Here is a 14837-nt window from a genome sequence, read left to right as displayed (position 1 = left end):
GGAGATTATCGTTTGCATGTCGAACCATGTAACTATGACTACACTAACGAAAGAAACCAACAAATCGGATTCACTTCCATATGGCTTATTGACGGCCTACCTCTGGGTAGGTGCGTTCTGCGCAGGGTACTTCTTTGAAGTACCCTTTTTGTCGTTAAATGCGCTGCTCTTTATTGGTTTGGCTTTTTGTATTTGGCGTTCCGTGCCGCTGCGGGTGACGATGCTTCATGGTTGGTTGCTGCTGCTCATTGGCTGCTATTGGCTATCCTGCATCTATGCGGTCGATTTGGAAGGGGCGATCCTGGAAGCAGGGCGAATGTCGAGCTTATTGCCAGTAGCTTTGATGTTTGCTTCACTGTCTATAGGCAAACGAGATGCGCTTATGAGGCAATGGGCTTGGCTTGGTGCTTTCCTAACGGTATGGGGACTTGCGTTTGGATTATTTCGAGAAGGACGGTTGGAGTCGACATTTGGCTATGCCAATGTGCTGGCAATCATACTCTTATCTGGAATGGGACTGGGATGGCGTGCTTATTTACAAGGGAAAGGGAAACGATATATTGCGCTTATCGCGGTCCAAGGTATCGGATTGTTTCTTACTCAGTCGCGTGCGGTATTGCTGCTGTTTCTGCTCTTTGCCGCCATTGAAGCGGTGCGGTATTGGCTTCGAGCTGATCGTAAGCAGAATAGAGGCCGGGCTGCTGCCTTGGTGGGGCTTGGGTTGCTGGTTCTATTCGTGGCCATTGCTGCGGCTGGCCTACGATATACGAGCCGAGTCATGAACATAAGCTGGGGGACAGCTGAATTTGAGCTTCGCCGGATCTATTGGAGTGACAGCTGGCAGCTGATCAAGCAGCATTGGCTGCTTGGTTACGGAGGTGGCGGCTGGGCAATCGTTCATCCTCCGGGTTATTTCGTAAAGTACGTCCATCAATTCTATTTGCAATTGTGGCTCGATGTAGGTCTACTGGGTTTGCTGGCTTTTGTTGGATTGGTAGTGCTTGTCCTGCGCTCAGGGTTACGTGGTGGATCCCAAACTACGTTAAGACTATTCTTGATTATCGTTATATTGCTGCATATTGCATTCGATATTGAATTTGCATTTCCGCTGTGCTTCGGACTGTTTGTAATGTTTGGCGCTGAAATGCTGCCGGAACATGAAGGGAAGCGAATCGCTGGGCGTGGCGTGCGCAATGCAATTCTTTTGCTCTGCCTGCTTCTAGCGGTCGGCTTCAGTTGGAGTGCGGTCGGATATAGCTTGAAGTCACAAGGTGTAAAAGCATCTTCGACTCCTGCAGTGGACAAGCTGGAACGAGCTTCATCGGCTCTTGAAAAGGCAGGAGTATTACTGCCCTGGGCACATTCAGTGCATTATGAGCTGGCTAAAGCATATGTCAATTACGTTAATGAGACTAAAGACCGCAACTTCATAGAAGCGGCCGGCCGAGAAATAGATCTAGCGAATCGGATGCTTCCCGGGTACTCGGTCTATCAGCGGATGCAGAAGTCTCTTTTTTCTACACAAAATCTTAAAAAATGGGAACGTTGATCTATTTAATTGTTGAAATATGGTAGGTTGTCTCTTAATATGGGAAGGTATACATCTACTAGGGGGAATAAATGTTGAAACGATCCATTATGCGCAGAATAAGCATCGCTGTGTTGAGCTGCTTACTGCTCACTATTTGCATGCCGGTTTTGGCTTATGCAGCCAGCTTCATCAAGATTGATTATGACGCATCTACCGGAAATGTTTCCGGCGAGATTTATTCGGACTCCGATACGGTCGGATTGTCGCTAAGTGAGAATGGAGAATTTCTCGACATCGCAGATAAGGTGAACATAACGCCAGGTTCATACTTGGTACGTGACAATGTTTACGTTCGTGACGATGTGTACTCGTATCGAATTCATGGCAATATCGGAACGGGGCATACTCTGGATAAAATATCGGTGTATGAGGGACCGGATCTTTCGAAGGTAACCGAGTTGACGCCATCCGTAAGGGATGATGTCTATTATTCGGCTGAGAAGAATGATGCTCCGCCTGTGCCGGAGATCCATGGCGGATTTGATTACTGGTATGAATCCGGTAAGACGAATGTATCCTTTACATGGTACGCTCCGATAATATTTGATCTGGACCACTTTAATGTATATATGGACGGAGTCAAAATAGGTGAATCGACAAGCGCCTACTACGAGGTGCTGCAGCTAGAGCCGCTAAGCGTACATAGTTTTGAAGTTTCGATGGTAGATACTAAGGGTCAAGAATCGCAGAAGAGTAAGCCCTACAAACTGCGTATTCAAAGCTACTTTAACCACCTCGAATTTATGAACGAAAAACCAAAGGGTTATACGTTGCAGGCCGGGGACTCCCTTGTAACGCTCAATCCGATTGATAAAGATTCAGAATCTATTTATACGAATGATGCAACTGAATCTTATTTGACTGTCTTGCTTGGACAAGCATCGACGGGCAAAGCTTCCGTACCGTTTACGTTGAATCAAGAACATCTGTCGGCATCCGATTTCGAGTTGGTTGATAGTCAGAATAACAGTCTTCCTATTAGTACTCTGAATATTTACCCCATAGATGGAAACTATTATTTAGCCGTTGAAATCGACGGAGGATGGGATTTCTCGGAGACGTATACATTGCGAATGGCTGACTCCATCGATGGCGATGAAATCAGCTTGCCAGATGCGAATTCTAACTCTCTATTGATGGCTGCTTATCTGACCGATAACAGTTTCTCTGATTTAACACAAGTGTTCTTCAGTGACTACAAGACGGACTTGGTTGTAGGCGATCCCACACTTATCCCAAATCCGGCCCCTGTGCTTAAACCGGGATATGGGTATTGGCACAATGAGGAAGGGACTCATTTAGACATTAATTGGGAAGATGAGAACGCGGTGAATGTCGATCATTATAATATTTATCAAAATGGGGTAAAAGTTGGCGAATCCTCGACTTTGTCCTATACCTTCAATCAAATTAAACCGCTTAGTATTCAAAGTTTCGAGGTTACCGCGGTAAATCGCGCAGGTATCGAATCCGAGAAGAGCAAACCTTATAAACTTCGTGTACCTAGCCCGTACAACAGGCTTGATTTTATTAACGAAAAGCCGAAGGGCTATACCATGAAGGCCGGAGACGTTCTTGTCACATTCAATCCAATCGATAAATCGGCTGATAGTATGTATTCAGACGATGCTACTCAATCCTATTTTATGGTTCATCTTGGCGGAGTGCACGCATATGTCAATGGAGAGTGGAGTACCGTTCCATTCACTTTAAATCGAGCTCATCTGACAGCAGCGGATTTTCAATTGGTTGATAGTCAAGGAAAACAAATGCCAATCCGCGGTATGAACGTCAATGGGGAAGACGAGCCTTACCTGTCATTTACAATTGATAGCGGATTAGATTTTTCTGAAACGTACACCCTGCAGCTGTCCAGCTCTATTTACGGAGATGAAATCAAACTGCCGGATACGGTTACGAATTCGATGTTAATGTCCGCCTATCTATCCGATAATGATTATGACAATGGTACCAATATCACTTTCGGAGATATCGACTCTGAGCTGGTGTTGACCGATGGATCAGATGTAACGGCACCGGCAAAACCGACCGCCCTGGAAGGACTGGCAGGCGATAAGTCGATTACGGTATCGTGGGCTGCGAATTCAGAGGAAGATTTGAATAACTATAAGATTTATCTGGATGGTAAATTCTTCGCACAAAGACCGGCAGGTACGACAAGTTATACCTTAACCGGATTGGAGAATTTCAGGTCCTATAATGTCAGTGTCTCTGCAGTTGATCATGCGGGCAATGAATCGCCTCAAGCTTCTATCACATCTATGCCTGAAGGATCCCCGGCGATACCGGTTTTTGAGAATCAATATGGCTTTTCATATGATGGCGGAGAGACGAGCTTGTCAATTCAGTGGTTAAATGTAGGAGCGGCAATTGGACTGGATCATTTCAATGTGTATCAGAATGGTAAAAAAATAGGTGAAACCACGCAAAAGATATTTTTTATTCATAATCTTGCACCGCTTAGCCTCCAAAGCTTTGAGGTTACAGCAGTAGGTACGAACGGAATGGAATCGGACAAGAGTGATGCATTTAAGATTCGAATTCCGAGTGTGTTTAACAGCATTGGTTTTATTAACAGCAAACCTAAGGGCTACAAGCTGAAAGCGGGGGATACTCTCGCTACGTTTAATCCAATCAGTAAATCGGCTGAAACCATTTATACGGACGATGCTACTACTTCCTTTTTGAGTATTGGACTTAACGGTGTGAGTTCTTTAAATGCAGGTGAGCGTATTACGATTCCTTTTACCTTGAATAAAGAACACATATCGGCATCCGACTTTGAGTTGGTTGATAGCCATGGCACCGAATATCCAATAAGCAGCGTGGAAATTTTCGGTGAGGAAGATTATCACTTGTATTTCATAATCGATAGCGGATTGGATTTCTCTGAGACCTATAAGCTTCGGATGACGGATTCTATTGATGGGGATGAAATTCGTCTGCCTGATACCATTTCGAATGCGATGGAAATGTCTGCTAATCTTACAGACAACGATCATGAGGAACTGTTCACGTTCGTGAATTTCGCAGATGCCCGATATGATCTTGTTGTGGGTAATGAAGCACCTTTAAAACCGACGGGACTGGAAAGTGTTTCCGGCGACGGCAATGTAACCGTGTCCTGGACGGCGAATACGGAAGCAGACTTGGCCGGATATAACGTATATCGAGACGGCACGTTGGTGACGGCAAGCCCGATCACAGCGACAAGTCTCAAGCTTAACGAGTTGGAAAATGGCAAGACGTATCAAATCAAGGTTACTGCAGTAGATACGGCAGGCAATGAGTCGGAGCAAGCTGCAGTCAGCGCTACGCCACACGATCAAACAGCACCAAAGAAACCGACAGGATTGCAAGCTTCTGAAGGTGACGGCAATGTAACCGTGTCCTGGACAGCGAATACGGAAGCAGACTTGGCCGGATATAACGTATATCGGGACGGCACGTTGGTGACGGCAAGCCCAATCACAGCGACAAGTCTTAAGCTTAACGATTTGGAAAATGGCAAAGCATATCAAATCAAGGTTGCTGCAGTAGATAAAGCCGGCAATGAGTCGGAGCAAGCTACAGTAAGCGCAACACCACACGTAAACATTATAATTGGTGGGGGCGGAGGCATTATTATGCCGTCCACTCCTGAAGTACCGGGTACCACAGTAGTAGCTCCAGGCGATCTTAAGAAAGATGGAGATAAAGTAATTGTCGAGCTTGGAAAAGATGACTCAGGTGTACTACTTCCGGCAAGCGCCGATGCATATACCGGCGCAAGCGAAATTACGGTTGGAAATGCTACGGTGTCTGCAGTGATTCCGAATGAGTTGATTACGGAGCTGCAAGGATTGATTCCTGCAGATGCATTGAAGGATGCACAAATCTCGTTCTCCTTCGAGAAAGCGTCGGAAGACACTGTTAAATCCGCGCTTAATGGCAGTGGCGGAACTTCGAATGCCAATGTGAAACTAGCGGGAGATGTTTTTGAATTCACGCTCTCCATCAAAACCAAGGATGGCAAAGAAGTGAAACTGTCCCAATTCGATGCTCCGATTACGCTGAAGTTGAAAGTAGCTGATGGTGCAAAGACCGACCTGCTTGGCGTGTACTACATCGGCGACGATGGTAAGCTGGAGTATGTCGGCGGTAAATTGGTAGATGGCTTCTTGGTAGCGGATGTAAGCCACTTCAGTAAATACGCGGTTCTGGAATTTAAGAAAACCTACAGCGATATTAGCGCAACCCACTGGGCAGCGGATGCTATTGCGAAGCTTTCCGCAGAGCACGTGGTAGAAGGCGTAACCGATTCGTTGTTTGGACCGACGAAAGAAGTAACTCGCGCTGAGTTTGCAGCTTTCTTGGCACGCAAGCTGAACCTTAAAGCGAGTGGAAAGAATAAGTTCAGCGACGTAGCAAGCGGCAAATGGTACGAAGATGAAGTGACGGCAGCAGCTGAAGCGGGAATTGTGCAAGGGCGTACTGCTACTACATTTGCGCCGGATGCAAAAGTAACGCGTGAAGAGATGGTCGTCATGCTGATGAAAGCATACGAGATCATCTCCGGCGAGAAAGCGGACGCTCAGTCGGCCGATGCGGCGTTTGCGGATCAGAGCTCCATCAGCGCATGGGCTGCAAATGCAGTAAATGCAGCATCCAGCCTTGGTATGGTCCAAGGTCGCGAACAGAATATGTTCCTACCGAAAGGTTACGCAACTCGCGCAGAAGCGGCGCTTCTGATCGCGAAACTGTAATTGCATTGCAGGAAGCAAGAAGCACCGTTCCGATTAAGGATTGGTGGTCCGTTTATAGAGAAACCCACGTTATCCATAACGTGGGTTTCTCCTTGTTGTCGGTACAAAATTCGAGCTTCGGCCATATGTAACGGTTGTTACAGCGGCTATTTCCCATCAAAAGTCCGTTTTTATTCTCTAACGGTTGCCACCGAGCCTATATGGGCATTTTCGTATCAAATTTGACCATTTTGCTTGATAGAACGGCTGTCACAACCGTTACAATCTTAAAAGCGGTTTTTCTTATGAAATAGGCTCGCTGGCAACCGTTACAATTTGTCTTAAACAAAAAATGGCTGCCCGAGAGGGGATTTCTCTTCTCGAGCAGCCATTTCTTTATTAGAACGCCCAGTTACCGTTGCGGAACAGCGTTTCTTTCGTGCCGTCGACGCGTTCGCCTTCGATGTTCAACTCTGCGGAGCCGATCATGAAGTCGACGTGGACTAGGCTGTTGTTGAGGCCGTTCGCGACTTGCTCGTCCTCGGACATCGTTTTTCCGCCTTCAATACAGAAAGCATAGGCTTTGCCGATTGCCAAGTGACAGGAAGCATTCTCGTCAAACAGCGTGTTGTAGAACACAAGGTTCGTATCCGAGATCGGGGAACGATGCGGAACCAGGGCGACTTCGCCGAGGTAAGCGGCGCCATCGTCGGTAGCGACAAGGTTCTTAAGGACTTCAAGCCCTTCTTCGGCTTGCACGTCAATGATTTGACCATCCTTGAACGTCAGAGAGAAGTCCTTGATCAGGTTGCCGCCGTAGCTAAGCGGCTTCGTGCTGGACACCGTGCCATTCACGCCGCCTCTTAGCGGAGCCGTGAAGACTTCCTCTGTCGGCATGTTCGCTACGAAGATATCGCCCTTCGCGTTCTCGCTGCCCGCGCTGATCCAGATATGGCCCGGAGCCAGCTCGATCGTAAGATCGGTTCCCGGCGCCGTATAGTGCAGCTTGCGGAATTTCTTCTCGTTTAAGTGGGATGCTTTCGTATCCAGCACTTCAATGTGCGATTTCCATGCCGCGACCGGATCTTCTTCGTTCATGCGGGTTGCGGCGAAGATGGCATCCCAGAGCGCATCCTCTTGGCGGTCCGGTTCTACATCCGGGAACACTTTAGCCGCCCAATCCGGGGATGGAACGGCAACGATGGACCAGCTGACTTTGTCGGACATGGTGTAGCTTCTCCATGACTTCAGCGCGATGCCTGCCGCTTTGTTCGCATTGGCGATCCGCTCGGGCTTCGTGCCTTTCAGCAGATCCGGGTTAGGTGCGATGATGCTGAGGAATGCCGCGTTATCGGCAGCCATCTGCTCCCAGCCCTTCGCGCGCCACTCCGGATATTCCGTAAAGGCTTCGTCTGGGGCAAGCTCGTATTTGGTGCGAGTGACGACATCGTCATTCCACTCCACGTGCACGTTTTTGGCGCCGACTTCATAAGCTTTCTTCACGACAAGACGCACGAATGGCGCGCATGACAGGGATGTAGAAATCACTAGGGTTTGGCCGGGCTGTACGTTTACGCCGACCTCAACAGCAAGAGCTGCGTAACGCTCGAGTTTCTCTTGAAAATTAGGCAATAGACTCACTCCTACAAGACAGAATAAATTTATTCTAACATATAAGCCTAGCTTTTCCCTAAGGGGGGAATTTTGCGGGGGGTAGAGGGGGTGGAATCCTCAACTTTGCTTGCAGGGGCAGGCTGCGTAGGGTGTATACTATAGAGATTAAAGGAGGTGCGTCATGACGCCATTTACGCAACAAGTCATTGCAGTTATCGCGAATATCCCATCAGGCACGGTCATGACGTACGGTCAGATCGCGGCACAGGCCGGCAGCCCCAGAGGGGCGAGGCAAGTGGTACGTATTCTTCATTCCATGAGCGAGAAGCATGGATTGCCGTGGCACCGCGTCATTAACGGTAAAGGCGAAATCGCCATCGGCGACGGTGAAGGGCGCTATATGCAGCGTGTACTGCTTGAGGGTGAAGGCGTGTACGTGAGTCCCGCCGGCACGATCGATTTGGGGGAATACCGGTTTGAGCCCGAACCCAATTATTAAGAAATAGAAAGAAGGATTACAGGTTGCCCAGACTCATCTATGTCGCGCTTCTGCTGTTAAGTCTCATTTGGGGCGGTTCATTTTATTTTATTAAACAATTGCTGCATGACTTTGGCCCGTGGTCGATCGCGTTTCTGCGTTCATCCTGCGGACTGGTTGTCGTGCTGCTCATTATGCTGATTTTCAAGAAATCATTTGCTTTCCGGAGCCTGCCGTGGCCGGCGATGTTCATCATGGCACTAATCAATACGGCGCTGCCTTGGACGCTGATCGGATTCAGCGAGCAGCATCTGACGAGCAGCATGGCTTCGATCTTGAATGCGATGACGCCGGTGTGGACGATTATCGTGGGCATTCTCTTCTTCCGGAGCAAATCGCATTACATGCAGTGGGTCGGTATCGGCGTAGCCACAATCGGACTGGTGATTCTGCTCGGCATTCGGCCGGGCGCGCTGCTATCGGTCAATGGTATCGGCTTGATCGGCATGCTGACCGCAACATTCTGTTATGCAGTGGGTTCGCAATTGTCCAAAAGGCTGTCCGTTCGAGGCTGCTCGATGTACCAAATTACATACGGGACGCTGCTTAGCAGTACGATTGTCAGCGGCACGCTCGCATTCTCCACAGAATCCATTACGCTGCCAAACGTGACCGATATGAGCAATGTTTCGCATATTATCGGGCTTGGGATATTTGGTTCCGGTTTTGCCTACATCCTGTTCTACTATATGGTCGAGAAAGGCAGCGCTGAATTCGCCTCGATGGTTACGTATTTGGTACCCTCGACCGCATTAATCTGGGGTTCGGTCCTGTTGAACGAAGCAATCAAGTGGAACATGCTCGCAGGGCTTGTCATTATCCTCTTCGGCGTCTTCCTGGCAAGCCGGAAGCCAAGGCGCGAGGCAGCGTTAAAGCCGCGAAGTGTTCATTGAGCAAGAAGCGTAACGAAGATAGGTGAAAACGATAGACCCGACTTGGCTGTCCATTTTGCGAGCAGCTCGAAGGCGGGTTTGCTTTTGGCAGGAAATATCCGGTTTGGGGCAAATTACGATAAGGATGCATGATGCTATGTTGGTGTATTCATATAGTAAGAGGTACAATTAAATTAGTCATTTTTGGAAGAATGGATAAAGGGGGCAATAACTTGTCTTTCGTGACACGGCTTCAATGGTTTTTTAAACTCAGATGGATGCATTACACGCTTGCCATCAGCTTGATGACGGTGGTCAGCTTGTTAACGACGGTTCCGCCGAAAATGATCGGGAACACCATTGACCGCATTCGCGAGCATACGCTGACGGCTTCTCAGCTGAGCAGCACGGTGCTGCTGCTGGTTAGTCTCTCATTGCTCTTATATGTGCTCGTATATATTTGGATCACGACCTTGTTCGGCAACTCGGTGCTGATCGAGAAGCTGCTCCGCGGACGGTTTCTGGCGCATCTGACACGCATGACGCCGTCGTTCTTCCATCGTAACAATACCGGTCAGCTTATGGCGCTGGCGACCAACGATATTCTGGCTATCGGCAACACGGCCGGCTATGGGGTTATGACGCTCGTGAATACGCTCGTTGGCGCATCGGTCGTCATTATTACGATGATCTCGCTGATCGACTACAAGCTTATGTTAGCGGCATTGATTCCGCTGCCACTGTTGGCCGTCGTGATCAACAAGCTCGGACAGCGAGTGCGGGTTCGGTTCATGGCGGCTCAGGATGCTTTTGGCAAAATGAACAATCATGCGCTGGAATCGATCTCGGGTATCCGAGTAGTTCGTTCCTACGTGCAGGAGAAACATGATCTGACGGCCTTTGACCAAGTGACGACGGAGGTCATGGATCGCAACCGTGAAGTATCGATTCTGAATGCGATGTTTCAGCCGCTGATCTCCCTCATTGTAGGTGTCAGTTACTCCATTGGCATTGGGTATGGCAGCTATCTGGTGTTTCATGATGAGATTACGCTGGGACAGTTAATCTCCTTTAATATTTATTTAGGGATGTTAATTTGGCCGATGATTTCCTTCGGTGAGTTTATCAACGTTCTTCAGCGGGGGAGTGCTTCCGCCGATCGGTTGGAGCAAGCATTCAAACAGGAGCCGGATCTTGCGGATGCGGCATCACCGGTAGCGGTGACTGTCCCGACGACAATTGAGATGAAGGGGCTCACGTTTACTTATCCGACGGCGAATCAGCCTAGTTTGCGCGAGATATCGTTCACGCTTGAGCGAGGGCAGACGCTTGGCATCGTCGGCCGTACGGGGAGCGGGAAGAGCACGCTGCTGAAGCAGCTGCTCAGACAATACCCGCTTGATGAGAAGCAGCTGCTCATTTCGGGGATTCCTGTTGAGCAGATCGCCATCGATCAAGTGAAACGCTGGATCGCTTATGTGCCGCAGGAGCATCTGCTGCTCTCGAAGTCGATCAGCGATAATATCGCGCTTGGCAAACCTCAGGCTTCGGAAGCCGAGATTGCAAAAGCGGTCGAGATGGCCTCCTTCACCTCGGATATCGCCACGATGCCGGAAGGACTGGGCACGATTGTCGGCGAGAACGGCGTCATGCTCTCCGGCGGACAGAAGCAGCGGCTCGCCATCGCGAGGGCACTGCTCGTGGATTCGGAGATTTTGCTGCTGGATGATGCCTTGTCAGCGGTGGATGCCAGAACGGAAAGCCGCATCCTCCATAACATCCGTCAGGAGCGGGCAGGCAAGACGACCTTTATCGCCACACACCGTTTATCCGCCGTCAGCCATGCGGACTGGATTTTGGTTCTCGATGATGGCCGGATCGTGGAAGAAGGCACGCATGAAGAGCTCATGCATTTCGGCGGCTGGTACAGGCAGCAATGGGACCGGCAGCAGATGGAAGCGAGTTTGGAAGACTAGTGATAAACAGCCTAATCAGCGGCTGGTGTGAGCTAGGTCTGTCAATACAAGGGGCGTAATCTGCGGCTGGTGTGAGCTAGGTCTGTCAATACAAGGGGCGTAATCTGCGCCTGGAGTGAGCTAGGTCTGTCGATACTAGGGGAATAATCAGTGGCCGGCATGAGCTAGGTCTGTCGAAAACAGGGCGGCCAAGCCCAGCTTGATCGCCAACAAATCAGCCCGCTTACGGGCATCCGAATTCAGGAGGTAGCTATGAATCCATCGACGACGAGAAGGCTTCTCGGCTATGCGCTCGTCTACAAATACCGCATTGTTGCGGCGCTGCTCATCCTTTGCTGCGCGGTCGGCGCCGAGCTCGGCGGACCGTATATTACCAAGACCATCATCGACAAGCATCTATCGATTGATGAACGAGATATCGGCGCAGTGCTTAGGCTGCTGGGCCTCTACATGGGGCTTCTGCTCACGGCGAGCGTATGTAACTTTACGCAGTCTTACCTGCTGCAAGCGACAGCGCTGCGCATTATCAAGAACATGAGGATTGACTTGATGCGGCATATCGGACGTATTCCGCTGAAGTATTTTGATAACACCCCGATTGGTCAGGTCGTCTCACGGATTGCGAACGATACGGAGGCTGTGCGAGATCTGTTTATGAGCTTCATGGCCACGTTCGTTGTCAGTCTTGTGCAGCTGGCGGGGATTTACACAGCACTGTTTATACTGGATGCGCGGCTGGCGTTGTACGCTCTCCTGCTGCCGCCATTGTTCGTTGTGATCATGTATGTGCATTTGAAATACTCGAAGGTCTTCATTACCATCATGCGCGCCAGGCTGAGTGATATGAACGCAATGATTAATGAATCGATCGTCGTCATGCCGATCATTCAAGCGTTTCGCAGGGAAAAGGTGACGATCGAGGAATTCGAGGTGCTGAACGAGGATCGTTATGTGAATCAAGTGAAGCAGTTTCGGGTGTTCTCTCTGTCTTCCCGTAATATCGTAGGTACCATCGGCAGTTTGGTGACGGCTTATGTGGTGTGGTATTTCGGAAGAGAGTCGCTGCAGACGGCGATTTCCTTCGGGGTGTTCTACGCATTTATCGATTACATGGGCCGGATCTTCCAGCCGATTATCGGGATATTCGATCAGCTGACCAATGCGCAGCGTGCTTTTGTATCGGCGGAGAAGGTGTTCGCGATCATGGACATCGAAGGCAAGGAAGTTGAAGATACGGCAGGCGTTAACCGTCCGGAAGGCGTCGTGAAATTCAACAACGTGACCTTTGCTTATAAGGAAGGCGAGAATGTGCTGAAGGGCATCTCGTTTGAAGCGCGCAGAGGCGAGACGGTTGCGCTTGTCGGCCACACCGGCTCAGGCAAAAGCTCCATCATGAACCTGCTGCTCGGCTTCTATGAGCCGCAGCAGGGTGTTATCACCATCGATGGACGCGATATAAGCAGCTTCTCGAAGCAGGCTTTGCGCAAGCATATGGGCATCGTGCTGCAGGATCCGTTCTTGTTCGCAGGCGATATCAAGTTCAACGTCAGCTTATACAACAAGGACATTAGCATCGACCGCGTGAAGGATGCGCTGCGCGAAGTCGGAGCCGCTCCGTTCATCGAGCAGCTGCCCGGCGGCTATGATGAACAGGTCGTTGAACGCGGAAGCACGCTGTCATCCGGGCAGCGGCAGCTGATCTCGTTTGCTCGGGCGCTGGCGTTCGACCCTTCCATTCTGATCTTGGATGAGGCGACGGCCAGCATCGACAGCGAAACGGAAGGATTGATCCAGCAGGCGCTGAAGGTTGTCAGCGAAGGGCGCACAACGCTCGTGATCGCGCACCGTCTCTCGACGATCCGCGAGGCGGATCAGATTCTCGTGCTGCACCGCGGCGAGATCGTGGAGCGTGGCAATCACCGCGAGCTGATGGCGCTGCAGGGTAGATACTTTAAGATGTATCAGCTGCAAACGGGCGAGCAGGCATCGGCTGCAGCTGATGTCCCCGCGGGAACGGACATTGCCGCGGGTGCTGCGGCAACAAGTAAGAGCATGTAACCTGAGGACGGTTTCAAAAGTGTGCAGGACGACTTTTGAAACCGTCCTTTTTTGATTTTGGCTGGTGCGGTTTGGGAGTGAGCAATTGTTGCATCAACTGCAACAAATTGGCCATGAAGAGGGTCGTAAAGTAACTGATGTTGCTGGAAATGCAACATTTCTGAGCGAAGGGGCTCCAAGCAGGTATAGTGAACGGAAAGAGTTGCACTTTGCGCATCATTTCCAACAATAGAGTGGAAAGTGGCAAGAAATGTTGCACAAAGCGCATCATTCTTGAGGCTGTGCCACTATGGTGGGTGACCGCCGGCCCCCGGTCGGCATATCTCCATTCAGAGAGGCTTACTTCTTCCGGCTATATCGTACGGATGGTCGTTTCATCTGCCTCGTTTTCCATGTACAATAGGCGTTATATGGGAATGTTTGTTTCCCGGGGAACAGGAGGTGGCACGCGTTGAAGGAAATTGTACGGCCGGATGGAACGCTGGATGATCGACGAATCTGGAGAAGAGATGTTCTCTATACCGGCACGAATGGCAAGTGTGTGGAGCGCGTCTATGTGTCGCCCGATGACAGTTATATTTTCAAGCCGTTAACGAATGAGAGTCAGCTTGGGCAAGAGGCCTGGGTGTATGAACATATATTGAAGGGGATGTCTTTCCCTGTTATTTATCCGCAGCTGTTGGCGGGATCGGGGCTTGCGGCTAGTGAAAGCAGCTGGCAGCTGTTCGAAGATCTGGGGCCTCTTGAACACAAATTCGAAGAGGACGCCGCGCTTGAACTCATCGCGCATGTGGCGTGGTGGCATGCCTTGCGTGCGGAACACCTGCAGCAGCAACGGCTCATTGGGCCGAAGCCATTCATCGAGGATATTGCGATGCAGGTGATGGATCGCCGCAATGAGCTGCTGGATGCTCTCGCGACTAGGTTCGAAGATGCGGAGTCAGTCCTTCATCAACTGGAGCCGCTGATGCAATCGGAATCCATTGTTCAATACTGGGCAAGAAACGTGATTTCGCACGGCGACCTGCACCTGGGCAACTACGCACGGGTGAAGGGGGCTGTCAGCGTGCTCGATTGGGAGCATGCGCATCTAAACAGCCGCTACTGGGACCTGTATCACTTGATCGATTCCACGCATCCCGTGTTCCCGAAAGCCATGACTTCAGAGCTGCGCGAAGAGCTGTTGAATCGATACTTGCTGCATAGTGCGAATCATGGAATCAAGCTGGATGCAGATTCATTCAAGCGGGGCTATTACTTATTCACGGCGCTGTTCTCGCTATGGATGGTGCTGTTGATCGATGGCGATCTGCGGCGTCTCGCAGGCGTTGACGGCAAATGGTCCATCAAACAGCTGCAGGAGCAGTTGAAGGAAACGTTGGACAATCTCGAGCAATGCATCGATAGGCTAATTACGCAATCATAATCCCATAAAGTAGGAGT

General features: G+C 50.1%; 8 protein-coding genes. 7 read left to right on the top strand and 1 reads right to left on the bottom strand.

What is annotated here, in order from left to right; all coding sequences use genetic code 11:
- Window positions 1–16: 16 nt before the first annotated feature.
- Both BM412_RS25240 and BM412_RS25235 read left to right on the top strand, forming a co-directional pair.
- Window positions 17–1549 carry an O-antigen ligase family protein gene (locus BM412_RS25240; protein WP_091224414.1) on the top strand — a complete coding sequence of 511 codons (1533 nt, stop codon included), beginning with the start codon at window positions 17–19 and terminating at the stop codon, window positions 1547–1549.
- 74 nt (window positions 1550–1623) lie between these two features.
- Entirely contained in the window at window positions 1624–6357 is a 4734-nt protein-coding gene (locus BM412_RS25235) for an S-layer homology domain-containing protein (RefSeq protein ID WP_218163183.1), read from the top strand.
- Window positions 6358–6735: 378 nt separating this feature from the next.
- On the opposite strand, the gene BM412_RS25230 is transcribed toward BM412_RS25235, so the two are convergent.
- Window positions 6736–7968 carry an aminopeptidase gene (locus tag BM412_RS25230; protein ID WP_091224410.1) on the bottom strand — a complete coding sequence of 411 codons (1233 nt, stop codon included), beginning with the start codon at window positions 7966–7968 and terminating at the stop codon, window positions 6736–6738.
- Window positions 7969–8131: 163 nt separating this feature from the next.
- On the opposite strand from BM412_RS25230, the gene BM412_RS25225 reads away from it, so the two are divergent.
- The 5 genes from BM412_RS25225 (at window position 8132) to BM412_RS25205 (ending at window position 14820) form a co-directional block, all read left to right on the top strand.
- Window positions 8132–8449 (top strand): MGMT family protein, encoded by a 318-nt coding sequence (locus BM412_RS25225; RefSeq protein WP_091224408.1) that lies wholly within the window; start codon window positions 8132–8134, stop codon window positions 8447–8449.
- Window positions 8450–8472: 23 nt separating this feature from the next.
- Entirely contained in the window at window positions 8473–9381 is a 909-nt protein-coding gene (locus tag BM412_RS25220; RefSeq protein WP_091224405.1) for a DMT family transporter, read from the top strand.
- A 212-nt stretch (window positions 9382–9593) separates the two neighbouring features.
- Window positions 9594–11336, top strand: coding sequence for an ABC transporter ATP-binding protein (locus tag BM412_RS25215; RefSeq protein WP_091224638.1), 1743 nt, complete (start codon window positions 9594–9596; stop codon window positions 11334–11336).
- A gap of 252 nt (window positions 11337–11588) precedes the next feature.
- Window positions 11589–13394, top strand: coding sequence for an ABC transporter ATP-binding protein (locus BM412_RS25210; protein ID WP_091224403.1), 1806 nt, complete (start codon window positions 11589–11591; stop codon window positions 13392–13394).
- Window positions 13395–13845: 451 nt separating this feature from the next.
- On the top strand, window positions 13846–14820 hold the full coding sequence (locus BM412_RS25205; protein WP_091224401.1) for a phosphotransferase: 975 nt from the start codon (window positions 13846–13848) through the stop codon (window positions 14818–14820).
- The last annotated feature ends 17 nt before the right edge of the window (window positions 14821–14837 follow it).

Source organism: Paenibacillus sp. BC26, assembly GCF_900116125.1.
GTDB classification, from domain to species: domain Bacteria; phylum Bacillota; class Bacilli; order Paenibacillales; family Paenibacillaceae; genus Paenibacillus_Z; species Paenibacillus_Z lignilyticus.
Note: the sequence above shows the minus strand (reverse complement) of the source record. Positions and strands in the feature narration are given on the sequence as shown.